General features: G+C 40.1%; 19 protein-coding genes. 8 read left to right on the forward strand and 11 right to left on the reverse strand.

The window, feature by feature from the left end:
- Positions 1-97: 97 nt before the first annotated feature.
- On the forward strand, positions 98-2,032 hold the full coding sequence (locus D9T12_RS05120) for a GGDEF domain-containing protein (protein WP_130537167.1): 1,935 nt from the start codon (positions 98-100) through the stop codon (positions 2,030-2,032).
- Between the two features lie 55 nt (positions 2,033-2,087).
- Here the strand turns inward: D9T12_RS05120 and D9T12_RS05125 are convergent, their stop codons facing one another.
- From D9T12_RS05125 to D9T12_RS05140, 4 genes are all read right to left on the reverse strand, one after another.
- On the reverse strand, positions 2,088-2,738 hold the full coding sequence (locus D9T12_RS05125) for an IS1595 family transposase (protein ID WP_130537168.1): 651 nt from the start codon (positions 2,736-2,738) through the stop codon (positions 2,088-2,090).
- Between the two features lie 127 nt (positions 2,739-2,865).
- Entirely contained in the window at positions 2,866-3,120 is a 255-nt protein-coding gene (locus D9T12_RS05130; RefSeq protein WP_130537169.1) for a hypothetical protein, read from the reverse strand.
- A gap of 569 nt (positions 3,121-3,689) precedes the next feature.
- A complete protein-coding gene (locus tag D9T12_RS05135; protein ID WP_130537170.1) occupies positions 3,690-4,988 on the reverse strand; it encodes a 6-phosphofructokinase in 1,299 nt (432 codons plus the stop codon).
- 100 nt (positions 4,989-5,088) lie between these two features.
- Complete coding sequence (locus D9T12_RS05140; RefSeq protein ID WP_130537171.1) at positions 5,089-6,438, reverse strand: ribonuclease D; 1,350 nt, start codon at positions 6,436-6,438, stop codon at positions 5,089-5,091.
- Positions 6,439-6,646: 208 nt separating this feature from the next.
- On the opposite strand from D9T12_RS05140, the gene mpl reads away from it, so the two are divergent.
- The 5 genes from mpl (at position 6,647) to D9T12_RS05165 (ending at position 13,929) form a co-directional block, all read left to right on the forward strand.
- On the forward strand, positions 6,647-8,101 hold the full coding sequence (gene mpl / locus D9T12_RS05145; protein WP_130537172.1) for a UDP-N-acetylmuramate:L-alanyl-gamma-D-glutamyl-meso-diaminopimelate ligase: 1,455 nt from the start codon (positions 6,647-6,649) through the stop codon (positions 8,099-8,101).
- Positions 8,102-8,392: 291 nt separating this feature from the next.
- Positions 8,393-10,540, forward strand: coding sequence for a methyl-accepting chemotaxis protein (locus D9T12_RS05150; RefSeq protein ID WP_130537173.1), 2,148 nt, complete (start codon positions 8,393-8,395; stop codon positions 10,538-10,540).
- 651 nt (positions 10,541-11,191) lie between these two features.
- Positions 11,192-11,728: a cytochrome P460 family protein gene (locus D9T12_RS05155; protein ID WP_130537174.1), complete on the forward strand. Its 537-nt coding sequence runs from the start codon at positions 11,192-11,194 to the stop codon at positions 11,726-11,728.
- Positions 11,729-11,782: 54 nt separating this feature from the next.
- On the forward strand, positions 11,783-12,475 hold the full coding sequence (locus D9T12_RS05160) for a response regulator transcription factor (protein WP_130537175.1): 693 nt from the start codon (positions 11,783-11,785) through the stop codon (positions 12,473-12,475).
- 26 nt (positions 12,476-12,501) lie between these two features.
- Positions 12,502-13,929 (forward strand): sensor histidine kinase, encoded by a 1,428-nt coding sequence (locus D9T12_RS05165; RefSeq protein WP_130537176.1) that lies wholly within the window; start codon positions 12,502-12,504, stop codon positions 13,927-13,929.
- 109 nt (positions 13,930-14,038) lie between these two features.
- Here D9T12_RS05165 and D9T12_RS05170 read toward each other — a convergent pair whose 3' ends face one another.
- Entirely contained in the window at positions 14,039-14,593 is a 555-nt protein-coding gene (locus D9T12_RS05170) for an elongation factor P hydroxylase (RefSeq protein ID WP_130537177.1), read from the reverse strand.
- A gap of 63 nt (positions 14,594-14,656) precedes the next feature.
- Between D9T12_RS05170 and hrpB the strand changes: the two genes are divergently transcribed.
- The gene (hrpB, locus tag D9T12_RS05175) at positions 14,657-17,221 is read left to right on the forward strand and encodes an ATP-dependent helicase HrpB (RefSeq protein WP_240693252.1); all 2,565 of its coding nucleotides are present in this window, start codon (positions 14,657-14,659) and stop codon (positions 17,219-17,221) included.
- Positions 17,222-17,740: 519 nt separating this feature from the next.
- Entirely contained in the window at positions 17,741-19,747 is a 2,007-nt protein-coding gene (locus D9T12_RS05180; protein WP_130537179.1) for an ABC transporter substrate-binding protein, read from the forward strand.
- A 74-nt stretch (positions 19,748-19,821) separates the two neighbouring features.
- Here the strand turns inward: D9T12_RS05180 and D9T12_RS05185 are convergent, their stop codons facing one another.
- From D9T12_RS05185 to rpiA, 6 genes are all read right to left on the reverse strand, one after another.
- On the reverse strand, positions 19,822-20,418 hold the full coding sequence (locus D9T12_RS05185) for a DNA-J related domain-containing protein (RefSeq protein ID WP_130537180.1): 597 nt from the start codon (positions 20,416-20,418) through the stop codon (positions 19,822-19,824).
- A 33-nt stretch (positions 20,419-20,451) separates the two neighbouring features.
- On the reverse strand, positions 20,452-20,694 hold the full coding sequence (locus D9T12_RS05190) for a DUF6868 family protein (RefSeq protein WP_130537181.1): 243 nt from the start codon (positions 20,692-20,694) through the stop codon (positions 20,452-20,454).
- A 133-nt stretch (positions 20,695-20,827) separates the two neighbouring features.
- Positions 20,828-22,108 (reverse strand): glutamate-1-semialdehyde 2,1-aminomutase, encoded by a 1,281-nt coding sequence (hemL, locus tag D9T12_RS05195; protein WP_130537182.1) that lies wholly within the window; start codon positions 22,106-22,108, stop codon positions 20,828-20,830.
- A 59-nt stretch (positions 22,109-22,167) separates the two neighbouring features.
- Positions 22,168-22,806, reverse strand: coding sequence for a thiamine phosphate synthase (thiE, locus tag D9T12_RS05200; RefSeq protein ID WP_130537183.1), 639 nt, complete (start codon positions 22,804-22,806; stop codon positions 22,168-22,170).
- 81 nt (positions 22,807-22,887) lie between these two features.
- The gene (locus tag D9T12_RS05205) at positions 22,888-23,391 is read right to left on the reverse strand and encodes a peroxiredoxin family protein (RefSeq protein WP_130537184.1); all 504 of its coding nucleotides are present in this window, start codon (positions 23,389-23,391) and stop codon (positions 22,888-22,890) included.
- A 17-nt stretch (positions 23,392-23,408) separates the two neighbouring features.
- Positions 23,409-24,074, reverse strand: a complete 666-nt coding sequence (gene rpiA, locus D9T12_RS05210; protein WP_130537185.1) for a ribose-5-phosphate isomerase RpiA — start codon at positions 24,072-24,074, stop codon at positions 23,409-23,411.
- Positions 24,075-24,158: the final 84 nt, after the last annotated feature.

Here is a 24,158-nt window from a genome sequence, read left to right on the forward strand (position 1 = left end):
TACGTAGTCATTGCTAAATTGAAATTAGAGCGTATGGCTTTGTTGTTTCTCCATTTTTCAAGAAGAAAAAATTTATGCCTGACAAGTTGGACCGATTATGAGCATTTCATCTCAAACTATTTTTTCCTGCTTGAAAGCCCAGCAGATGCGTGAATTGCAAACAGCAATTGTCATAGGCGTTTTACTGGTTTTGTCGATTATGTTTATAAATATTGGTTTTTGGGCTTTTGATAAAAATCAAAATTTAGCAGAAATTGAAATTAAATCAGCTAAAAAAATTGTTACTCACGAAGCTGAGCTTCTGAATCAACGTATTGAAGGGCTGGTGATTCTTGCTGAAACGCTAGCAAAATCCCCATTTTTAATTGAAAAAGTACAAGCAAGCAATCAAAAATACATTGGTCTCTCTTCTGAAAAAATCAACCAAAGTATTCAAAAACTCGACATTCGGTGGCGTGAATCGAACGAGGCCACAGAATTTGTAAAATCTTATCTGCAAAATCACACATCAACTTTTTTGAAACAGATGCAGACAGTTTTTTCAGAGGGTTATGGAGAGATTTTTGCAACGAACCTGCATGGTGAAATGATTGGGACAACAGGGAAGTTGACAACGCTTGCCCATAGATCGAAATATTGGTGGCAAGGCGCATTTAATCAAGGCTCACCGAGAGTTTTTATTGATGATAGAGGCTTTGATTTTAGTGTTAGAGACTTTGTCATAGGTGTGGTGGTTCCCATATGGAATGACGATAAGTTTCTGGGGATTTTAAAAGCTAATTTTCGTATGAATACGGTTCACTCTTCCAACTTAATCAAGCTCCCTGATTACAAGCAGCAGCGTATACGTTTGGTTCGCGCTTCAGGTGAAGTGATGCCTGTCCAAAAACAAGGGCTGGAATTCAGTCAGCCTAATGAGCATTTATCAGAAAAAGAACGTCAGGCGCTGAGCTCTAAAAATTTCTATAGTAGTTATTATAAAAATAACGGTGTAACGCATTTAGCTGTAGCGGCGCCCGTTGAAATTTCTTGGCGTGACGATGAGAACTTGGTCTTTGGCGGCAAAAAATCAGGAATTGACCAATATAAAGGCAATGATTCGGAAGGGTGGTTTTTAGTTGTAGATTTGGTACCGTCCCAAACATTTGGCAGCCTTTTGTTACAACCTCAAGTTGCTATGTTATTGGCGAGTTTCATTCTTGTTCTTTTAATGGGTGCTTGGCTGTTATTGAAATACCGTTCGAACCTTCTCGCGATTCGCCAACAAATTTCAACGGTTATGGCGTTGGATGATAGCGAGTTTTTGAAGTGGGCAAAAACTCAATCATTCCCTCAATCATCAAGATTGAAGAAGGATTATTCAAAAGGCTGTTTAGTAAAATCTTCAGAACTGGAAATCGTATTAGAGCAGTTTTTTGAACGACTTCACCGGTGTTTAACGCATGCAAAAGTTCAGAGTGAGAATTTGAATTATGTAGACGCACAGCTAAAAAATATGCGAGACAGCATGCAAAAAGATTTACTCACTGATTTAATGAATCGCTCTGAGTTTGAGTTGTGGGTAACACACAACATTGCGCATGTTGTTCGGCACGGTTATCCGTTGTCATTAATCCTGTTAGAAATGGATCATTATGAGATTTTGAAGGCACAATATAGACAAGAGTTTGCTGATAAATGGCTACGAAAAGTTGCTGATCTTTTGAAAACACAGAGTCGACAAGATGATATTTTGGCTCGTGTAAATGAAGCACAGTTTGCTTTACTTTTACCTTCCGCTACCAAAGAGACTGCGTTGAGTCAGGCGAAACGAATTTTAGAGCAAATTCATGAGATTCAATTGGTTGATTGTTTGTCAGAAGATCACAGTGAAAAAGACTTTAAACACCTTAGAGAAATGGGAAATACTACCGCTTGTATTGGAATCACAGAGTTCATTAAAGAGGATTCTTTAGAGCAGTTCTTTGGTCGTGTTGAAAGTGCGCTTTATCGAGCAAAAGATAATGGAAGAGACCAAATCTCAGAATTCTAGATAGAAGATAGACTAGATAGAGTTAGATAATTAAATAAGGGGCTGTCCTAGATAACTAGTTCAGTTCCTTTTTAACCCATTGATTCAATTGCTTTAATTGTTTTTTTGGGTCACTGTTGTTAAATCGCCATTCACACTCTTTCAAAAACAAATGAAATGACTCTTTTGGAATGCCATTAAATTTACGCATATGCCGTTTTGCTTGGTTCCAAAAATTCTCAATACCATTGATGTGGTTTGCTTTATTAGCAAACAATTCACTGTGGTTAATTCTGTAATGCTTAAATTCCGATACATCTAGCGCGTTATAACTTCGCCAAGTATCTGTATAAACAATGCTGTCGGGTTTGACTTTTTCGCGAATTATTGGAATTAATGTGTCTGTTTTGGCATCAGGTATAACAACCGTATAAACCTTGTCATTTCGCTTTAAAAGGCCAAATACAGGGACTTTTCCTGCCGCACCCCGACCACGTTTACCTTTACGCCTTCCACCAAAGTAACTTTCATCCGCTTCAACTTCACCTTCAAGTAACTCATGGTGTTCACTATTGTCATAAATCAACTGACGTAGACGTTGAAAATAATAACTTGCAGTCGTTTTATTTACACCGACAAGCGATGCAGCAGTTCGAGCAGTTGTCCCTGCGACAAACAGTTCTATCAACTTACTTTGTTTGTACCAACTGATTCTACTTTTTCTCATAGTGCCATCTTAGATAATTTTGGTTATCTAGGACAGCCCCTTAAATAAAATCATTCTTATAAAGATTTGGAGATTGGACTAAGTTGGAAGTTTGCCGGCCGGTAGAGCATTACGGGCCGGTAAAGTTTCATTTTTCACTTAAACGCTTGTCAAGTTCTTTTGCTGTTTTGGCAATGAACGGGTCAATATTTAATGCATAGGCAATCATTTCAGGCCAGACTTTATTTAATTTTTCAATATTGCTTGATTTCATTGAGCTAGTGCCATTTAAAAATCGAAAAAAAGCACTCGGTGTAATACCCGCCACTTCTGCGACTCGGTGTTTAATAATTCCTTCATTTTCAATAAAACGTTTCACTCTCTCGTTGAACGTATCGCTCATTGTCTTGCTCCAGTGTTTTAATAATCAATTTTTATTTGTTATAGACAATTGCCTAAGTGGGCTCTCATCGAATCAATTTAAAGTTCTGCGAGGCTTACTATCCGCTTTATAGCAGAGTTATCTTCGTTTTTACGTTGCCAACGTTTGCGAAGTCTAGATACTGCAACTTAACAACTTAACAACTTAATCTGAAAAAATTATTGTTATTTAGAATCCATATGGATTCCGCTTTAGGCTCCTTAGCTGATTTGTTCCGTTATTAAAGTTACTTTAAATACCAATTGAAAGTTACGTAAACAATAGTCAATATTGTTTCTATGTTGCACAAAAATTATGCAAAGTGCAATGGTTTAAAATAGTTTTTCTTTTTTAAATGAATGATTTAACGCTTTCATCCGTTTATAAAATTTTGTGTCGGTTGTTTCAGTTTTGTGCAAATAAGGATTTGATTGGATATGAATATTTTGTGTTGTGGGAAATGGGTAAGTCAGCAAATTTCAATTCGTTTTTGAAACGATCAGTTGTGTGAGGAGAGGTCTGACCAGACCTTCCTCATTCCTATACTGTGATTATTTAATCGCTTGAAAAGGTGTAAGCTTTGGTTCGACTGTTTCAAGATTTAAGGGGGAAATATTTGGCAAGCCATTAATAAATTTTGGAGAGCGTTCACCTTGAATCAGTGGGCGTAAGTAATCTAGCCCGTCAGATGTAACGCTCATACCATCCTTTGTTAAAAACTCATCGGGCACTTTAAGTTCTAAGTTTGCCACTTTTTCTAGCTCAACGCTCTGGTAGCACCACTGGATAGAATGACCGGTTTTTTCTGAGCATTGAATGACGGGTAAAGTTCCGTGTTCACCTCTTAAAGCAGCTTCAACAGCTGCTTTCCCTGCGCCATAGGCCATTTGCCAATCAACTTCAGACACACAGTGGCTGGCCGAGCGCTGTAAATAGTCAGGAATTGCACAGTGGGTTTTACATCCAAGGTGGCTAGCAACCAACTGAGCAATGGTTTTGCCTACACCACCTAGTTGTGTGTAATCCCGTTCGTGAGTATGCTCAATTCCGGCAATACTTAGGTATTCGCCTGTTTCGTTTTTTAGGCCTTCTGACACCATGCAAACACAATACCCTTTTTGAGCGATGAGTTGGTCAATTTTTTCTAAAAAACGTTTTTTATCAAAACGACGTTCGGCGGGCAACACAATTAAAGGTAAGTCAGGAATAATATCTGTTACTAAAGCGGCTGATAGGCTTAGCCATCCAACATCGCGCCCCATCGCTTCCATAACAAAAAACTTTGTAGAAGTTTCATGCATAGAGTAAATATCCAAACAGGCTTCGGCAAAACTTGTGGCTAAGTACTTAGCTGCACTGCCAAATCCAGGGCTACAGTGTGATAAGTCCAAGTCATTATCTATTGTTTTAGCAACTCCTATACATTGAACTTCGTGGCCCTTTGAACGACAGTAATCTGAGACTTTCTGGGCTGTGACCATAGAGCCATTTCCGCCATTGTAGAAAAAATAGCCAATTTCATAGGTTCGAAAAACTTCCAATACTCTCTCATATTGAGCAGGATTATGATCAAGAGGATCAAGATCGAATCGACACGCTTTAAAGACCGCGCCTGGCTGGTGTTTCATTTTTTCCAAGTCAACCCATTGAAGTTGAGAAAGGTCGACTAATTCCTCTTCCAAAACACCTTTAATACCGTTTATAGCTGCGTAACTTTTTCCAAAAATATCTGGGTGTTGGCGAACCGCTTCAATTACCGCAGCTGCACTTGCATTGATGACAGCAGTAACGCCACCGGCTTGAGCATAAAGAACATTTCGATTTTTATTTGATTGAGTTGTAATGGACATGAAAAGGGCCTTTTTCCGGAAGCTTGAAATACAGACAATTTAACTTTGAATATTGTACAAAACCTAATTCTGCTGAAAACGCATTTAATGTGACAAATTTTTAAATTCGAGTCAGTTTTAGAGAGTGTTTGTCACAGCTTAATGAAATCTCATTGTTTAGAAATTGTTCTGCTAAATCAAAGAATAAATACTTGCGCCAGCCACGATTAATCAATGCAAGCTTTGAATCTTTTTGTTCAGTCAATGCTGGACTTTTTTCTCTTATAAAACTTAGTAGATGCGTTTTCTGTACCAAATTGGTTGGTGTGATATTGGCATCAATTGAAATTTGTTGTGCCATTGCCAACAAAACTTGTAGCAGAATTTCTTCTTGCGCTGTAGGGGATTTATCTTTGGGAGTTGGGTTAGGGTAGTTTTCTGGCGATGCTGTAAAAACCTCGTCAATTAAGCTTACCCACTTTTCTCCAAATTCTTTGACGCTGGAAGCTTTGATGTTTGGCACTTTATATAAAGCTTGAGCTGTTTTAGGAGGCCGTTTAGCGATGTGCAAAATTACTTCGTCGCTTATGGTCCATTTTTTGGGTTGATTGTGTTCGATCGCAAAGTGTTCGCGCCATTCGGCCAAAGTTCTTACAATTGCTAACTGTTTGGGCTTCAGGTTTTTCCCACCCTTGATTTTTAGCCAGGCTTCATTAGGCTTAGTTTGGTAAAGTTTTGAATCGAGTAGTAATTCACAGTCTTCATTTATGGCTTGTTTTTGTTGTGAACTTAATTTTGTTTGATAGCTTTTAAAGAGTTGGGCTAAATAATAAACATCATCCAGCGCATAGGAAATTTGATTTTCGGTCAATGGACGAGTATGCCAATTAGTACGGGTTTGACTTTTGGGTAAAGTAAGGCCGAGCTCTGATTGGATGACGCGAGCAAAGCCTACTAGGTCACCCTGACCAAAGAAAATTGCAGCCAGTTGCGTATCAAAAATATTCTGAGGCAAGATGCCTGCAATAAGATACAGCACTTCCAAATCTTGGCGTGCGCTATGGAAAACTTTGCAGATCGTTGGATTGACTAATATCTCTAGTAATGGATTTAACCCATGATGATTTTTATTCTGCTCCAAGTCAAAGTTCTTTTCAGAGAATGAGGGCAACTGTTTTTTTTGTAAAACATCTTGTTTAATAGCTAGTGGGTCTATTATCGCTAAGTTTAGATTCGAATCGGCGATTTGCACCAAACTAAGCTCTGGATAATAGGTATCGACTCGAACAAACTCTGTATCAATTGCGATCCATTCATTATTTTCTTGCAATGCTGAACAATAGGCATCAAGTGTTTGGGGGTCTTCTATATAGAGTGCATTTTGATAGGTTTGGGATTTTGATATGTCTGCCAATTCTATAAAATTAGGTAGTTGAGCAGTATCTTTGTGGTCGAGTGTTTTCTGTGTCATAGTGCAAGTTTAGCTTGAAGTGTGGCATAAGAAAAGATTTAAAGATGTTGTTCAGAGGTGTCAATAGATGACTTAAAAGCCATGAACTATCGCAGTGGCTATTTCTGTATTGGATAAAATATTATGAATATTCGTTTTTTGGGGTTGCGTGCTTGATGACCTTAACAGCATAATGAACTTTTTGGCATCTAGGATTTAGAACAGATTCATGACACAGGCGAATTCATCGACCTTAGGCATTCAGTCCAATACGACTAATGCGCAAACTCAAACACATTCCTCTTCTCAATCCAACACTCTTCATATATTGGGAATTGCCGGCACCTTTATGGGGGGAATTGCTCAACTGGCCAAAGCGAAAGGTTTTCAAGTCACAGGATCTGATAAAGCAATTTATCCGCCAATGAGCACTCAACTTGAGCAGGCTGGCATTGATGTCAGTGATGAAGAAAACTGTGAGTTTGTAAACTCAGAACCGGACTGTGTCGTCATTGGTAATGCTAAGAGTCGTGGGCACCTCCAAGTGGAAGCAACCCTAAATGCTCATCAAGCCTATCAGTCGGGACCGCAATGGTTGGCTGAAAATATTCTGCAAGAGCGCTGGGTCATTGCAGTAGCAGGAACACATGGAAAAACTTCAACAAGTTCAATGATTGCCTGGATTTTAGACTATGCTGACTTGAATCCAGGCTTTTTGATTGGAGGCGTTCCTGAGAATTTTGGTGTATCTGCACGTCTGGGTGACTCCCCATTTTTTGTCGTTGAAGCAGATGAATATGACACGGCTTTTTTTGATAAACGCTCCAAATTTGTTCATTACCACCCAAGAACTTGCGTATTAAATAATCTTGAATTTGATCATGCGGATATTTTTGATTCCATTGAAGATATAAAAAAACAGTTTCATCATTTAGTTCGAACGGTTCCTGGAAATGGCCTGATTATCTTTCCTAAAGATGATGATAATTTGCAGTCGGTTTTAGAAATGGGCTGCTGGACGCCAACTGAATGCCAAGGCGAGTCTGACTGTAATGATTGGAGTTATGAACTAATTGATGCGGATGGATCACAGTTTGAAGTAATTTATAAAGGCAGCTCGCTCGGTGTTGTTCAATGGCCTATGACAGGGTTACACAATATCCATAATGCCCTCAGTGCGATTGCAGCTTCAGTGCATTGCGGAGTACCAGCGTTTACCGCTGTTGAAGCTTTGTCAGGGTTTAAAGGTATTCGTCGGCGCATGACACTGGTTGGTGAACAGAAAGGTGTGAAGGTCTTTGATGATTTTGCACACCATCCTACAGCGATTGCCACCACATTAGCTGGAGCAAAAGCTGCTCTTAGGCAGACCGACGAGGCACAGCAAGGCCGGTTAATTGCAGTGTTTGAACCTCGTTCAAATACCATGCGAATGGGAATTCATGCTAAAACTTTACCGGCCGCTTTTGAACAGGCTGATGCGGTATTTGCCTTTATTGATCCTGCTTGGCATTGGCTCCTCCCCGAAGATGAATTTTCGGCACCGGTTCAAGTTGCCAGTACTTATGAATCGTTATTGATTTTACTGACAGGTTTTTTGCAACCAAATGACCGCGTTGTAATAATGAGTAACGGAGGATTTGGAGGAATTCATCAGAAACTGTTAGTGGCACTTGCAGAATGATAAGAAATCTAGCCTGAATCCCACATTTGTTGCCAAGAGAATCCCCTTATTTTGGTAGAAAATATTAGAAAGCAACCCTAACCTTTAGAAAAATGAATTTATTAGATTCATCTTATATAGATTCCAATCCCAACTCATAAAAAAAAACAGTGCTGTCTATAAATTTGGCCGACTATGTTTGTGCGAAAATGAAATTGTTCTTGTACGAATCTCATCTGCGGCCGGCAAGAGTTTGCATGCATGTTTTGACCGGCTCTCAGTAAAATAAAAATATGGGGGAGAGCTTGCGTCATGAATTATTTCCTAAATTTAAAATTAAAAACAAAACTGCTTGCTGTGATGGCAACAGTACTTTCGTCTTATGTCTTAATAGGCGGGTTAAATCTCTATTCGCAATATCAGCAGATGTATGTTGACAGAGCTTTATTGGTTGAATCTGTAATCAGTGGTTTAACTAAGCAGATTGGTGCTTTAGAGCAGAAAGTCAGTCAAGGCGAAATTTCCAAAGAAATGGCTCAGATGATGGCTAAATCACTAGTCAGTGCTTATCGTTATGATAATGGCAATTATGTCTGGATCAACGATCACGAGCCCAAAATGATCATGCATCCTATTAAATCTGAAATGGATGGTAAAAGCCTAAAAACATCGAAAGACCGGTTAGGTGTTTATCTGTTTAACGAAATGGTGAAAACTGTTCAACAGTCGGGTTCAGGGTATGTAACGTACCATTGGAGTAAGCCGGGAAGTGAAAAACCGGTTCCCAAATTAAGTTACGTTCAAGGAGTAAAAGATTGGGGCTGGATTCTTGGAACTGGCATCTATATTGATGATATCAAAGCCATATTGTTTCAAGAGTTTATGAAAATGCTTGGCATAATTGTTGTTGTGGTCTTGGTTATTACCATGCTTTTCTATGCATTGAACCGTTCGGTCGTTTCACCGGTATTGCAAATGTCTCAAGCGTTACGCAAAGTTCGTGATGAAGGTGATCTATCTGCACAAATTGAGTTGAAGCAGGATGATGAAATCGGAGATATTGTCAGACAGTTTAACGAGCATGTGCTTTTCTTAAAAGATACCTTTTCAGATGTTTCCCATGTAGTTGGTTTCATTGCCAAAGGGGAGTTTCACGAACGTATTGAGTTGCCGATGGTCGGTGATTTTCAGACTCTAAAAGATGGCGTCAATCAATCTGCTGAGCAGATTGACAAAATTATGCAGGAAGTCGAAAGAGTCATGAGTGCCTTGTCCGAAGGTGATTTTTCTGTTGAGATTGAATCGAATGCTAAAGGTGGTTATCAAAAAATTCTCGATCAAATTCAGATGACCACACATGTTTTGAACGCTTCGATTAATGGAATTATTGAGGTAATGAATGAAATGCAGGCCGGTCATTTTGAAAACAGAGTTGGCGTAGAGGTCAAAGGCGATTTGGTGAAACTCAAAGATGCCATTAACCGGTCTATGGAAAATTTGGATAATGCCGTTACAGATTTGACTTGCGTCATTGTCGCTCAATCCAAAGGGGATTTAACCCAATCCATTACCAATCAGTATTCTGGAGAGCTGCAAACACTAAAAGATGCGGTTAACAAAAGTGTGCAGAGTCTGAATTATACCGTCACAGATATTCTAGATGTGTCTTTGAAGGTATCTGAAACCTCAAATGAAGTTTCTGAAGGCTCGCAACGCTTAAATGATCGAACCCAGCAGATGGCGGCTTCTTTGGAGGAGACGGCTGCTTCTATGGAAGAAATCACAGCGACCATTAATAAAAATATGGAAACATCTGGTCAGGCTAGCCAGTATGCTGCAAAAGCTGCCGATGATGCGAAGGCTAGCGGTGAAGTAGTGAAAAAAGCTGTTGAGTCAATGCAAATTATTACAGAGTCCTCAGAACGAATTGCTGAGATTATGACTTTGATTGACAGTATTGCTTTTCAAACCAATCTGTTGGCGTTAAATGCCGCGGTGGAAGCCGCAAGAGCCGGTGAACACGGGCGTGGTTTTGCGGTGGTGGCCGGAGAAGTCCGTTCTCTGGCTCAAAAATCGGCAGAGGCTTCTAAGGAGATTAAAACACTGATTGAGGCATCGGTGGAAAATGTTGAAAATGGTTCGAAATATGTCTCACAAACAGGTGAGGCATTCGAAAGTATTAATCTAGGTATTCAGAAAGTTGCTGAAATGGTTTCGGAAATTACTGTTGCCTCCAAAGAACAAGCTCAGGGGATTTCTCAAATCAATCAGGCGGTTTCAAATTTGGATACAGTGACTCAGCAAAACGCTGCTTTGGTTGAAGAAACCTCGGCTTCTGCTGAGAATTTGAATCATCAGGCAATTAGTTTGGAAAAACAGATGGAATTTTTTGAAATTTCAAGTGCAAGTGCTTCCGGAAATGTCGTGAGCCTTGAGCATAAGAAAACTAAAAGTTCATAGTTTTGTAGAGTAGACAGGTGAATGTGAACTCTCTGGAGTTTCATTTACCTAATGGGTCGCCCACAGTTGAGAGTTGAGTGTGAAAACGTTAATCTTGGAAAAAATTTTTTAAGTTTAGGAAGTCAGAACGTGTGGGCATTACTGGAGATTGTGTTATTGGGATTACTTGTTGGTTGGATTGTCTGGATGGTGATGCCGCCTAAAACGAAGAAATAATCTGAATGGGTTACGTTAGCTTGAAATTTTCAAAATCACTCCAGAATGACCTTTAATGATTTGACAGTTTTTTAGGTTTTCTAACAGAACCTTTTATACTATTTTCTTTTTGCAACAACACTCAAAAATCCGAAACTATTCAAATGTTGGAGAAGAAACCAGATTGTTTTAGAATCCTGTTTATTAAACTCTTTTCTACCTTGGCCAAGTATTTTGACTCCCTTCTGCAAGTGATCGAAAATAAGCAAGTCCACCTTAAAAGTTACAGTTAGCCCAAAATCACACAAATTATTTAAACTCGTTCCTGCAAGTAGTTTTAAATTGGCAGATGTAAATTTGTTAAGTAAAGAATAACTTTTGTGAAGGTTTTGTGAGGACTGGTACTCCTTAAGTGTCGATAATCTTAGTGAAACCAACACAAAGAGGTATCGACAAATGTATAAGATAATCAGTAAATCTGCCTTAATTTCTTTAGGGTTAGTATCCGTATTGAGTTCTTCGGTTTTAGCCGAAGAAAACAAAGTGCCTGAGCCAACAGCAAATGGCATTGCTTTTCCAGTAAACTATCAAGATTGGGATATTGTTTCTGTTTCTCATCGAGAAGATCATAAGAGTGTTCGAGCGATTATTGGGAATAAGGTTGCTGTGGAAGCCGTTGAAAAAGGTCAGACAAACCCTTGGCCTGATGGTACGGCTTTAGGCAAACTGGTTTGGAAACAACGGAATGATGAACACTGGAAACCTGCAATTGTACCGGGTGAATTTATTCATGCTGAATTCATGTTTAAAGATGCCGAGAAATGGAAGGACACTGCCGGTTGGGGGTGGGCTCGCTGGTTAGGAACTGAACAAAAGCCATTCGGAAAAGATGCAGTTTCTGCGAGTTCTTCCTGCGTAGCCTGCCACACTCCAGTGAAAAACCAGGATTGGGTCTTTACTAAACCAGCCATTTTACCTAAACGTATCCGTTAAGGGCGTGCTATTCGTTTTATCAGCCCTCTTTTTTGAGGGCTTTTAGGCTTAGAAATGAACGTTTTAATCGTTGAAGATGATATTGATATTGCTCGCTTAGTTGCTATTCAAGTAGAAGAGCTTCAAGGACATTCCTATAACGCCAACACCTTGAAAAAGGCGAGTCTGATCAGGCAACAGCATGATTTTGACCTGATTGTCTTGGACTTGTCGCTTCCAGACGGCGACGGCATTGATTTTTGTAGAGAGTTACGCAAAGAAGATGAAAACACGCCGGTTTTAATGTTGACCGCTCGCGGTAATGAATTAGATCGGGTGGTAGGCTTGGAGATTGGAGCAGACGACTATTTAAGTAAGCCCTTTGGGTTGGCAGAACTTAAAGCCAGAATGAAAGCACTTTTAAGACGTGTTAAACGGTCACAAAAACCTGTTGAAAAGGATGTCGTTGAGATTGGCTCTTTAAAAATTGAACCGAATTCCCATCAGGCTTGGCTAAAGGGGGAAGCTCTGATCCTGACGGCAAAAGAGTTTGCTATTTTAGTGATCTTTGCTCAGCACCCAATGCAAGTTTTCAGTCGTTCGGATTTGTTGAATCAAGTTTGGGGGATTCAGCATGAAGGCTACGAACATACCGTCAATAGTCATCTTAATCGTTTACGCAAGAAAATCGAAGACAATCCTAATCAGCCGCAAATTATTGAAACCGTTTGGGGCGTTGGCTACAAATTAAACCCAGATTCTTTGTAATCAACACGCAAACGAGACAGCAGAATATGACAACGGCTTTGCAATCAAAATTATTTCGCCAATATAGCTTGATGCTGGCAAGCGTTTTTTTTATTTCCAGTGTGATTTATTTGTTTGTCAGTTACGGCATGGCGCACTATTATTTGCAACAAGTACAAACCCGCGTCCATATAAATATGGCTGACACTCTGATTAAAGATCATCAACTCGTTGAGCATGGCAAACTTGATGAAAATGCCGTCTCCAACACTTTTGAACGCTATATGTTACTCAATCCCAATTTGCAGATTTATTTATTAGATCAACAGGGCAATATTCTGCGTTATGCGGCAGATAAGAAGAAAGTTTTACTCACGCAAGTCAGTTTGCAACCGATTGAGGCGATGCTGAATCAGCCGGTTGTCGGCCAATGGCCTTTAGGGGATGATCCGCGCAGCCTGCATGAAAAAAAACCATTTTCCGTCGCGCATTTACCCAGCACAAATGGTGAAGAAAACTATTATCTCTATGTGATTATTCAGGATAGTATCGAATCGGATGTTAATCGTCAGCTCCAAGAGAGCCTTATGCTCAAGCTTGGTGTTTATGCTTTGGGCTTTAGCCTGTTAATTGGATTGCTTTTAGGAGTATTACTATTTTCTCGTTTGATTCGCAGAATCGCTTTTTTATCTGACAAAATTCAGTGTTTTCGACAAGATCGAACTCAAAGCGTCCCCCCAGCGAAAGAAAATCAGAGTGAGTTGGATCAATTGCAAAACGATATGAGCGCCTTGAGCCGGCAGATACAAACTCAAGTGCTTCAGCTGGAGCAGTCAGACGAACAGCGACGCTTTCTTCTTTCTAGGCTGTCGCATGATCTTCGGACTCCCTTAACCAACTTACTGGGTTATATGGAGCAGGCAGAAAAGAAGGGGAGTGATCCTTATCTAAGCACGGCCTATCAAAATGGTTTGAAACTTAAGCATTATCTTGATCAATTATTTGATTTTGCAAAAGTTGACCTCCAGAGTTTTATGCTCAAAAAAGAAGAGTTATCCCTAAGCGAGTTCTGCTTTGATCTTTTTTCCGATTACTTAGCGCGTAACCCCAGTCCTGACTGGAGAATTGACGTCTCAGATAATTATCTTTATGAATTTGATCCTGTTTATATGGAAAGCGCTCTGATTAATCTGTTCGATAACGCCTTGAAATACGGACAAGGCGAAGTACACTTTACTCTGAAACCTGTAGATGAAGGCATTGTCTTAAGCGTTTGTAGCAAAGGTGAACCGCTTGAAACTTCCATAGAGAAGCAATTAACCTCACCTTCATTTCAAATAGATTCCGGTCTTGGGCTGTCGATTGTTCGCGTGATTACCGAAAAACACGGCGGGCAATTTCGATATATTCGTGAAAAAGAACAGAACTGTTTCGAGATTAATCTTCCTAAAATAATCGTGAACGAGGATGTCTAGTGCTTAGATAGTGAATGGACATTAAATCTCTGCTTGCTGTTTATTTTACAGAGTCACTAACTGCATTAAATGAGCATGAGATTGCGTTGTTGGAAATATCTATGACGTACTAAGTGATCATAAAGTCAGTTGGCTTGACTGGAATATTTGGTCGATATTTTTGAGTAAGTGCTTGTTTCCATATTTCTGCATCTTTTGGCAGGCCGTTATTCAGATAGGTGTGCACTTGAATTAGCACTTTTTCCATAAACTCTTTGGAGGGTTTCGCATCGCCTTCCAAATTGTCGGCGCTAAAGTGAAATTGATGGTTACTAGCAACAGAGAAAATCCATTCAAGTGCTTGAGGTTTTACTTCGACTCTTTCAAATTCAGCCTGACGGTCTTCAGAGCGGCCATCCGGTTCATACCAATAACCGAAATCCTCTAGTTTTCTACGTTCCTTTCCAGCAACACACCAGTGGGCAATTTCATGCAATGCACTTGAAAAGAAGCCATGGGCAAAAACAATACGGTTAAAAGAACACTCATTATCTACCGGCCGGTAAATAGGCTCAGGTTCACAGCAAACTAAACGTGTATTGTGTGTTTGCGAAAACGTTCGGTTAAACAGTTCGATGATGTCTGAGATTTCATGAGACTGGGTGTTTTGTATATTCTCAAGCATGGGAAAAATTGAATTTTAATCGAAGCAAGCAATCATAAAACGGACATCGTTTTTGTGCAAGTCATGCTATATTCTGCTGGATTTTTAAAAAACGATACAAATTTATTGTCTATGACTCTTCATGCGAAATTACCCATCTTTTCAGTTCTTCCTGAAATTGTCCAAGCTCTCAAAGAGCGAAACCAAATTATTTTACAGGCTGAACCCGGGGCTGGTAAGTCTACGCAAGTTCCCTTGGCGGTTTTGCCAATGTCGGAGTTTTCTCAGCAAAAAGTTTTGATGTTAGAGTCTAGACGTTTGGCAGCTAAACGTTTAGCTGAGTTTCTGGCAGGGCAGCTAGGTGAAAAGGTTGGGCAAACGGTTGGGTACCGTGTACGCAATGAAACCCAAGTGACAAAAAATACTCGGTTAGAGATTATCACTGAAGGAGTCTTAACGCGGATGATTCAATCTGATCCTGAATTAGATGGGGTTGGTTTGGTGATTTTTGATGAATTTCATGAGAGAAACTTGCAGGCCGACTTGAGTCTGACCTTGTTGTTAGAAATTCAAGAAAATTTGCGAGAGGATTTGAAATGTTTGGTAATGTCGGCAACATTAGATGAAATGTCGTTAAAAGATTTTTTACCGGCCGGTAAGTTTTTGTTTTGTGAAGGGAGAGGTTACCCAGTAGAGGTGTCTTATCATCCTGCACCTTCGCAAACACCCATTTGGAAATTCCCTCAGCTCCCAAAAATTCTGTTGCAAGCTATTAGTGAGACTTCAGGAGATGTTTTGTTATTTTTTGCAGGGCAGGGTGAGGTGATGCAGGCAATTCAGAACTGTAAGTCGGTGTGCGCGTCACAAGATGTGGTTGCTTTGCCTTTATATGGTGCTTTGAACGTAAACGATCAAAATAAGGTTTTTGAGAAAGGTCATCAGCGTAAAGTTATTTTTAGTACCAATATTGCTGAAACATCAATTACATTGGAAGGTATCACCGCGGTGATCGATTCTGGTTTGGAAAAATTATTGGTATTTGATCCAAATGTGGGGATGTCCAAATTACAGTTGCAACGTATTGCTAAAGCTTCTGCAACGCAAAGAATGGGTCGAGCAGGGCGTTTACAAGCAGGTCGCTGTTATCGATTGTGGAGTGAAACTCAACAATTTAACTTGTTGTCTCATCAACCGCCAGAAATTGAGCGGGTCGATTTGACGGGTTTGCAGATGGAGCTCGCACTATGGGGGGTAAAACCGGAAGAATTAAAGTGGTTAACGCTTCCCCCAAAAACACATTTGCAACGTGCGCAAACAGTTTTGCAAGCATTGAAGTTCATGGATGAAAATGGTCGTTTCTTACCGGCCGGTGAAAAAGCAATGAAGCTTCATCCTGAGCCTAGGTTTGCAAAAATTTTACAAATAGCTCAACAAAATCAGGTGTTAGCTTTGGCATGCGATTTGGTGGCTTTGCTGCAAGAAGGGGAAGTGATTGCTGATCGCAATGAGGTCAATTCAATTGATGTTGAACTGCGTTTGCATTGGGTTTGGCAGGCGCTCGACAACCAAGATAAAGCAGTAGTAAAACGTTTACACCGCAGTCGTTTGCAAAGTTTTAAACAGTCTCGAATGGCGTTGTATAAAAAATTCTCCTTACCAATGAATCATGCTGCGCAACAGCAGCTAAAAGAGATTTCGTTAGGAGAATTATTAGCGCCAGCCTATGCGGATCGAATTGGCAAGCAAAGAGGTCAGGTAGGTCATTATAAATTGGCAAATGGTCGTGGGGTACAAGTGCCTGACAACACTTTTCAGTCTGAATATATGGTTGCGATTGAACTGAATGCTCAGGTGACTCACTCTCAACAAAATGCTCGAGTTTATTTGGCTGCTGAACTGGACTTTGAAAAGGTTCAGGCGCAGCTGAATTTGCAAGAAAAACGGTCGGCCGGTTTTAATGTGCAAAAGCAAAAGGTTGAAGCGCAACAGCAAATCTTCTTACAAGAATTGATGATTTCAAGCCGGCCGGTGGAAATTGAAGACTTGCAAATGGCTCAGCAGTGCTTATTGCAAGTGGTACAAAAAGATTTCAGTTTGCTTCCTTGGACAAAGAAAGTACAACACTTCATTGAACGGGCGCGTTGGTTGTCACAATTTCGTGGTTTTGAAACATTTGGTCTTTTGAATGATGAGACTCTAGCTGCCAATATGGATTGGTTGGAGCCATATACATTAAACATGTCCAGTATCTCAGAGTTAAAAACAGTGAATCTCGTGCAGGTTTTTGAGGGTGTCTTGGGCTATCAAAATTTATCCATTCTAGAAAAAGAAGCGCCAAAACAGTATTTGTCACCGTCCGGTAGGCTTTTTTCGATTGATTATTCTGGGCAAAATGCCAAGGTATCGCTTCAACTTCAACAGGTATTTGGTGAACTAAGTTCGCCAAAATTGGCAGGTGGTCAGGTGAATTTAACCTTTGAGTTATTATCACCGGCACAAAGACCTATTCAAACGACTTCCGATTTAGCCAACTTTTGGCAAACCTCTTATTTTGACGTGGCAAAAGAAATGCGTGGACGTTATCCGAAACATCGATGGCCGGAAAAGCCACTGGAAGAGAAAGCTGGCAAATCCATTAAATATTCATAAAGAGGTCATAAGCGCTATAGGGAACCTCTGATTGAATCAGATTAATTTCTGGCAACGCCAAATTTTTCAGGTCAAGGCGTGAAGTTGCAGGAATGTCCAGACCTTGCAAAACTTCGCAACGCAGAGATGATAAATTTGGCTAAGCCCCTACAGGTGAGGCTTCTAGTCCGATTCTTTGTTGTTGTGACCCTTGACCTTAGTGTGACTAAGGCCTGCGTGCCACGCCTAAAATAATCGGACTAGAAGTCTCGCAGAATTTCAATTTGATTCAATCAGAGGTTCCTTAGAGAAGGAGCTGTTTTGTAAAAAGGTAACTCGAATTTTCAGTATTCAGCGAAAAATCGGTTTATAAGGTTTATAATTTTAGTAAAATTACGTAAATATAAACTCTTATGCTTGATTAAAATTGGAAAAAGCGAATGCAGACGCAGGCGTCGATTGTATTGATGAAAAGCTTTCCTCTGCAAAATTTGGGTAGAACAATTTGATACAGATTTATTATTTAGTCCTGGTGACCTCATGCATTTAGCATGGTTAATCATTGCAGGGTTGCTGCTGTTTCAGTCAAGTACGCAGGCCAGTGAATCGCTTGAAAATGTAACGATGCAACTTCGTTGGCAACATCAATTTCAGTTTGCTGGGTATTATGCTGCCCAGAAAAAGGGTTTTTATCACGATCAAGGGTTGGACGTTAAGATTTTAGAAGGTTCACCTACTCGTAAGCCGGTTAATGAAGTTTTAGCAGGCAGAGCAAATTATGGTGAAGCCAACACTGAACTTTTGAACCATTTTTTAAATGGTGAACCCTTGGTTGCAATGGCGGCAATTTTACAACACTCTCCATCCGTCTTGCTCACTCGAAAAGACTCTGGTATTCGCACCCCACAAGATTTATCTGGCAAGCGAATTATGATGATGGGTAGCACGGAAGATTTGGAGTTTTTATCGATGTTTGCTCATGAAGGAATTGATCTTCAAACTCTGGAGATTGTTTCGAGCAGCCATGATGTCAATGATTTAATTTTGGGAAATATTGATGCTTTTAATGCTTATAGTACCAATGAACCTTTTGCTTTGATGCAACAGGGTATTGAACCTTTTTTAATTGAACCTTTGAATTACGGCATAGATTTTTACAGTGATATATTGTTCACCACCCAACAGGAGTTGCGAGAAAATCCTGAAAGGGTTAAAGCGTTTTATACCGCGACGATTCAAGGTTGGGAATATGCTTTAGAGCATCCAGAAGAAGTGATTGATTGGTTGATTAATGATTACGGAGTTACTAAAAGTCGAGCGCATTTGCGTTTTGAAGCGGAAAAACTTACAGAATTAATTTTGCCAAAATTAATTCCGATTGGAAACATTAATTCAGGACGGTTTCAAAAAATGGCAGAGGCCTTAGAGCGTGCCAATTTCGTTGAGGGGCCGTTAGATTTAAATGGGTTTGTTTATGAACCCAACCCAAAAATTGACTCTAAATTGTTTTGGCAAACATTACTTTTGGCTATGACTGGCCTTATTGCATTTATGTTGTTAGCACTTTGGTTTTGGCGAAACGCTCAGTCGCTTAAAAATGAAATTGCTTTGCGTGAAGCGACTGAAAAAACGCTCAAGCAGTCGCATGAGCATTTCAAAAGCATTATTGATAATTTGCAGGTAGTCTATTATCGGGCGGATTTAGAAGGTCTAATTGTTGAGGCATCGCCCTCGGTTGAAGAGTTTTTTCATAAACCTATGCAGGAGATTATAGGCAAAAAAATATCTGATTATTATGTTTATCCATTCAGTCGAGAGGGATTTTTATCGGCATTAGATGAAGCTAATGGCAAAATCACTAACTACGAAATTCAAGTATATGATGCTTTAAGAAATCCTCATTGGATCTCAGTTAACAGCCAGTATGTGTATGAACATGGACAGGTTATTGGGGTGGAAGGTACCTTTGAAGATATTACCGAACAAAAAAAATATGAACAGATGATGCAAAGTATTGCATTCCAAGATCCGCTTACAAGTCTAGGCAATCGACGTGCATTGATTGGAGATTTGCAAAAAGCGATTGCTACGGCAAAACGTCATGGCTTTCAAGGTGCTGTATTGTTTGTTGATTTAGATAATTTCAAACCGGTCAATGATACTTATGGGCATCAAGTGGGAGATACTTTGCTGATTGAAGTGGCGAACACTTTGAAATCACACCTAAGGGCGGAAGATTCGGTTTATCGTATTGGTGGTGATGAGTTTATTTTATTGCTTCCCCACCTTGCTGAGATTGGTGACAATAAGAGTGAAAATCACGCATTGACCGTGGCAAATAAAATTATTGAAGCCTTATCGACGCCATTTGTTTTGAATGAGGTTGTTGTTCAGGTATCAAGTAGTATGGGAATTTGCTATTTTCCTTCAAATAAGCAAGATGCTGATTATGTGATTCGTTGCGCCGATCTTGCGATGTACGAAGCCAAACGTCAGGGTAAAAATCAATGGCACCTTTATAAAGAAGGGAATTTTAATCTTCAATAGCGAGTGTAATGAACGGCAATGAGGTGGGAGCTTGGTGATGATTTTAAAGACAGGTGACATCTCTGATGTTTTTATTATTTTTGATGTGACAGATGATTTTCTAAGCGCTTACTTGCTTGCTGGATGTTGTTAAATCGTTCACTACAGCCACCTTTATCAGGGTGGTATTTTTGCAACAGTGTTCTTCGTTGTTGTTGTAAATTATGATGGTTGAAATCATCAATGCTGAGTTCCATTGTATTTAAATCCTCGACGATGTTTTCTGGTGAAAGCCATTGTTCAAAGGTATTCCAAAAGTTATCCAGTAATTGGTTCACGTCGTCTTGTGTTGTTTCTGTGAGATTATCAAGGTTTAAATAGTATTCACGTAGTGAATCCTTACCGGCCGGTAAAGTTTGCTCTGAGGTTTTTTGAAAAGAATTTAGTTTAATTTCTAGCGTATGTATTTCTAAAAAACCGCTTTTTTCATTTAGCCATTTTTGCTGGAGACGGTACAAAAAATGAAAAAGTAAAAAATGGGTTTGGAATAATTTCAGTGTATCAAGGCTGGGAGAGAATTGTTCAAACCCCGATTTGACCAGCTCCTGCATTAATTCATGTTCTTTGAATTTGTTTCCTTCTTTTAAAAGCTCTAATAGTATCTTTTCAAATTCAGGTGGGATGGTTTGCATGACTTGTATCGCTAGAGTTGAACTGGAATAGAGTTAAATCATAAGTTTCAGGGCAAGATAAGGTGTCACGTTAAATACGATAATGAGAAGTTTATATTGCGCTAGAAAGCGAAAATAGATTGGCATGAGTTCAGTGGCACTTAGTTTGAACAGTTTCGACTGGATTTGGGTAATAAAGTCTTTAAAGGCCAAAATCATAATTGCTGAAAAACTGAGAAGCACTATGTTGATAATACTTAACCAGCCAAAAAGTGTGGTGAGTTGTTCGATACTCATCATCGTTCTCCAGAATGTTGTGGATATTCCAAGCTTACGCCTAAAAAAATACCGGAGCAAGTCCGGTATTAAAAATGGATTCAAATTTGGCTGAGGTTGAGCAAAAAGTCTTTTAGACAGCTTTAGTTGAATGCTACAAAGTTTTCATCACTCGTGCTGCGGCATCAATAGTCGCTTGGATATCCTTATCGGAGTGCATACAAGAAACAAAACCTGCTTCAAATGCGGAAGGTGCCAAGTAAATACCTTCGTCCAGCATGCCGTGATAGAACGCTTTAAAACGCTCCATATCACCTTGGCAAACTTGTGCAAAACGAGAAATCTCTTTTTGTTCAGTGAAGAAGTAGCCAAACATGCCGCCAACTTGGTTCGTGGTAAATGGAATACCAGCATCATCTGCTGCTTTTTGTAGGCCACTACACAATTTAGCTGTTTGTTCAGTCAGCTTTTCAAAGAAACCTTTTTCAGAAATTAACTCTAGAGTTTTCAGACCAGCCGCCATGGCCAGAGGGTTTCCAGAAAGTGTTCCAGCTTGGTAGACAGGGCCAAGTGGTGCAATGTATGACATGATTTCTTTTTTGCCGCCAAAAGCGCCAACAGGCATACCGCCGCCAATAACTTTACCGTAGGTCGTTAAGTCCGGTTGAACACCATAATAACCTTGCGCACCTTCTAGATGAACACGGAAACCACACATGACTTCATCAAAAATCAAAACGGTGCCGTTTTCATCACAGACTTCGCGAAGGGTTTGCAAGAATCCTTCTTCCGGTGGAATGCAGTTCATATTCCCCGCTACAGGTTCAACGATAATACAGGCGATTTCTTTTCCAATTTCGGCGAATACTTTACGTACTTCGTCAGAATCATTATGAGTCAGAGTAATCGTCGATTCAGCTAGGGCTTCTGGAACACCGGGTGACGAAGGTACACCTAACGTTAGAGCACCAGAACCTGCTTTAACCAATAATGAATCAGAGTGCCCATGGTAACATCCTTCAAATTTGACGATTTTATCTCGACCGGTATAACCGCGAGCTAAACGAATAGCAGTCATGGTCGCTTCGGTTCCAGAGCTGACCATTCGCACCATATCAATCGATGGAATCAGATTACAAACTTTGTCAGCCATGGTTGTTTCGATTTGCGTTGGCGCACCAAAGCTTAAACCATGAACCGCTTTTTCTTGAACGGTTTTAATCACTTCAGGATGCGCGTGACCTAAGATTGCAGGCCCCCAAGAACCGACATAATCAATATACTGTTTGTCGTCTTCATCAATGAGGTAGGCGCCTTTGGCTTCTTTGAAAAACACCGGTGTTCCACCCACACTTTTGAAAGCGCGAACCGGTGAGTTTACGCCACCAGGAATGTGTTTTTGGGCGGCTTCAAATAGCATTTGTGACTTGCTCATTGGGTTTCCTTTTGAATTTATTTGGGTCAATTTTTACGCTAAGCATTATAACGATTTGATTAGGATTTGTGCGAGGGAAACAAATTACTCAAAGCGTTTGCGGCTGCTTGAATATCATTTTGAGCAAAAACACCTTGGATGACTGCAATCGAGTTAGCTCCTGCTGAAATGAGTTCGGGAGCATTGTCCTGTGTAATTCCCCCAATCACAATCACGGGTATGTGCAAGGCTTGTTTTGCTGCGATCACCGTTTCAGTTTCGGCTTGGGGCGCCTTAGGTTTGGTTTTTGAGGCAAAGAATCGGCCAAAGGCGACGTAATTTGCACCACGGCTTTGCATTTCAAAGGCGCGTTCTAATGAGTTGTAACATGAGATTCCAATAATGGCATTTCCCCCCAGTTCACTTCGTGCTTTTTCTAATGCATCATCTTCTTTACCTAAATGAATACCATCGGCATGACATTGTTTCGCCAGTTCAATATCATCGTTAATAATAAAGATAGCGTTGTAATCGTGGCAAAGTTGACGGAGTTGTTTTGCAAGTGAGAGTTGCGTGTTCCAATCTGTGGTTTTATCTCGAAACTGTAAAATGTTTGCGCCGCCTTTTAAGGCTAATTCGGCATCTTGTAACACTTTACCGGCCGGTGACAGTATTGGATCGGTAATGACGTAAAGTCCATAAATTGGTGATTTATTCATTGTAATTTCAAATTTCAGAGATAAAAAAACCACCTGTCATTAACATGACGAGGTGGTTTTTGGAGAGGTCAAGAATGACGATTAAAGTTGCGGACTCAATTGTTTGATGCGCTCCGTAACCGGTTCAAAATCAATAATGCCAACTTTTTGGTAAACAATATTGCCGTTTGGTGCAATTAAAAAACTTGTAGGTGTGAGCAAGATATCACCAAATGCTTTGGCAATTGCACCGTCTGTATCCATGGTAAAAATAAATGGATAAGGGTTGGCAGCAATAAATTTCTCGACTTGTTCTTTTGGATCGTAGTTCATTGAAACCGCTACGATTTCAAAACGGTCACCTAAAGTCTGCTTCATTTTGGCCATATCGGGCATTTCAGAAATACACCCAGGACAAGAAGTTGCCCAGAAATTCACCAAAATTGGCTTGAGAGGTTTTTCCAAATTAATGGTAGAACCATCAGGAGCGGTAATGGTGACGGCGGGTGCTTTACCTAATCCGTCTGAAAAGACGGTAAAGTACAATAAAGAGCCTAAGAGAACGACAACTAGGCCGCCAAATAGTTTGCTTGACAGATTTTTCATCTTAACCTCAGCAAAAATTAGTCACAGGTAATGGTTTCAACGCCGTTTGCTGTCCCACATAGAAAGACGTCTGCATTTCGAGCAGCGAATAAACCGTTTGTGACAACACCTACGATTGAGTTCAGTTCGCTTTCCATAGCGACAGGATCGGTAATTTGTAGGCCGTGAATGTCCAAAATTACGTTACCGTTATCCGTTGTGAAGCCTTCACGAAGAACAGGTTCTCCACCTAGTCGTTTAACGATTTCGCGTGCTACATAGCTGCGAGCCATTGGAATAACTTCAACAGGAAGAGGGAACTTACCAAGGACATCAACTTTCTTGGAATCGTCGGCGATACAAATAAATTTCTTTGCAACGGCTAGAACGATTTTTTCACGTGTTAGTGCACCGCCGCCGCCTTTAACAAGGTTTAGCCCCGGATCTGCTTCATCAGCACCATCAATATAAACTGACATTTCATCAACACTGTTTAGGTCAAAAACTGGAATTCCGTGACCCTTCAAGCGCTCTGCAGTGGCTTCAGAAGAGGCGACCGTACCTTTAATCTTACCTTTGATTTTTGCCAATTCATCAATGAAAAAATTCGCTGTAGAACCCGTACCCACGCCGATAATTGTACCGGCCTCAACATATTCAATGGCTGCTTTGGCAACTTCTAGCTTTAATTCATCTTGCGTCATGGGTGACTCCTTTATTGTTATTATTAGCGAATGTTCAACATAAAGAAAAAACGCTGTTTATTTTATGCGATAAAAAATTTTGTG

It is taken from the genome of Thiomicrorhabdus indica (assembly GCF_004293625.1).
GTDB lineage: Bacteria > Pseudomonadota > Gammaproteobacteria > Thiomicrospirales > Thiomicrospiraceae > Thiomicrorhabdus > Thiomicrorhabdus indica.

Excerpts from the sequence above, each read along its gene's own strand:
- thiE (WP_130537183.1), bottom strand. The coding sequence starts at position 22,806 with ATGAATAAATCACCAATTTATGGACTTTACGTCATTACCGATCCAATA.
- D9T12_RS05140 (WP_130537171.1), bottom strand. The coding sequence starts at position 6,438 with ATGACACAGAAAACACTCGACCACAAAGATACTGCTCAACTACCTAAT.
- rpiA (WP_130537185.1), bottom strand. The coding sequence starts at position 24,074 with ATGACGCAAGATGAATTAAAGCTAGAAGTTGCCAAAGCAGCCATTGAA.
- D9T12_RS05170 (WP_130537177.1), bottom strand. The coding sequence starts at position 14,593 with ATGCTTGAGAATATACAAAACACCCAGTCTCATGAAATCTCAGACATC.
- D9T12_RS05165 (WP_130537176.1), top strand. The coding sequence starts at position 12,502 with ATGACAACGGCTTTGCAATCAAAATTATTTCGCCAATATAGCTTGATG.
- D9T12_RS05160 (WP_130537175.1), top strand. The coding sequence starts at position 11,783 with ATGAACGTTTTAATCGTTGAAGATGATATTGATATTGCTCGCTTAGTT.
- hrpB (WP_240693252.1), top strand. The coding sequence starts at position 14,657 with ATGCTATATTCTGCTGGATTTTTAAAAAACGATACAAATTTATTGTCT.
- D9T12_RS05150 (WP_130537173.1), top strand. The coding sequence starts at position 8,393 with ATGAATTATTTCCTAAATTTAAAATTAAAAACAAAACTGCTTGCTGTG.
- D9T12_RS05205 (WP_130537184.1), bottom strand. The coding sequence starts at position 23,391 with ATGAAAAATCTGTCAAGCAAACTATTTGGCGGCCTAGTTGTCGTTCTC.
- D9T12_RS05130 (WP_130537169.1), bottom strand. The coding sequence starts at position 3,120 with ATGAGCGATACGTTCAACGAGAGAGTGAAACGTTTTATTGAAAATGAA.
- mpl (WP_130537172.1), top strand. The coding sequence starts at position 6,647 with ATGACACAGGCGAATTCATCGACCTTAGGCATTCAGTCCAATACGACT.
- hemL (WP_130537182.1), bottom strand. The coding sequence starts at position 22,108 with ATGAGCAAGTCACAAATGCTATTTGAAGCCGCCCAAAAACACATTCCT.
- D9T12_RS05125 (WP_130537168.1), bottom strand. The coding sequence starts at position 2,738 with ATGAGAAAAAGTAGAATCAGTTGGTACAAACAAAGTAAGTTGATAGAA.
- D9T12_RS05190 (WP_130537181.1), bottom strand. The coding sequence starts at position 20,694 with ATGAGTATCGAACAACTCACCACACTTTTTGGCTGGTTAAGTATTATC.
- D9T12_RS05155 (WP_130537174.1), top strand. The coding sequence starts at position 11,192 with ATGTATAAGATAATCAGTAAATCTGCCTTAATTTCTTTAGGGTTAGTA.
- D9T12_RS05180 (WP_130537179.1), top strand. The coding sequence starts at position 17,741 with ATGCATTTAGCATGGTTAATCATTGCAGGGTTGCTGCTGTTTCAGTCA.
- D9T12_RS05135 (WP_130537170.1), bottom strand. The coding sequence starts at position 4,988 with ATGTCCATTACAACTCAATCAAATAAAAATCGAAATGTTCTTTATGCT.
- D9T12_RS05185 (WP_130537180.1), bottom strand. The coding sequence starts at position 20,418 with ATGCAAACCATCCCACCTGAATTTGAAAAGATACTATTAGAGCTTTTA.
- D9T12_RS05120 (WP_130537167.1), top strand. The coding sequence starts at position 98 with ATGAGCATTTCATCTCAAACTATTTTTTCCTGCTTGAAAGCCCAGCAG.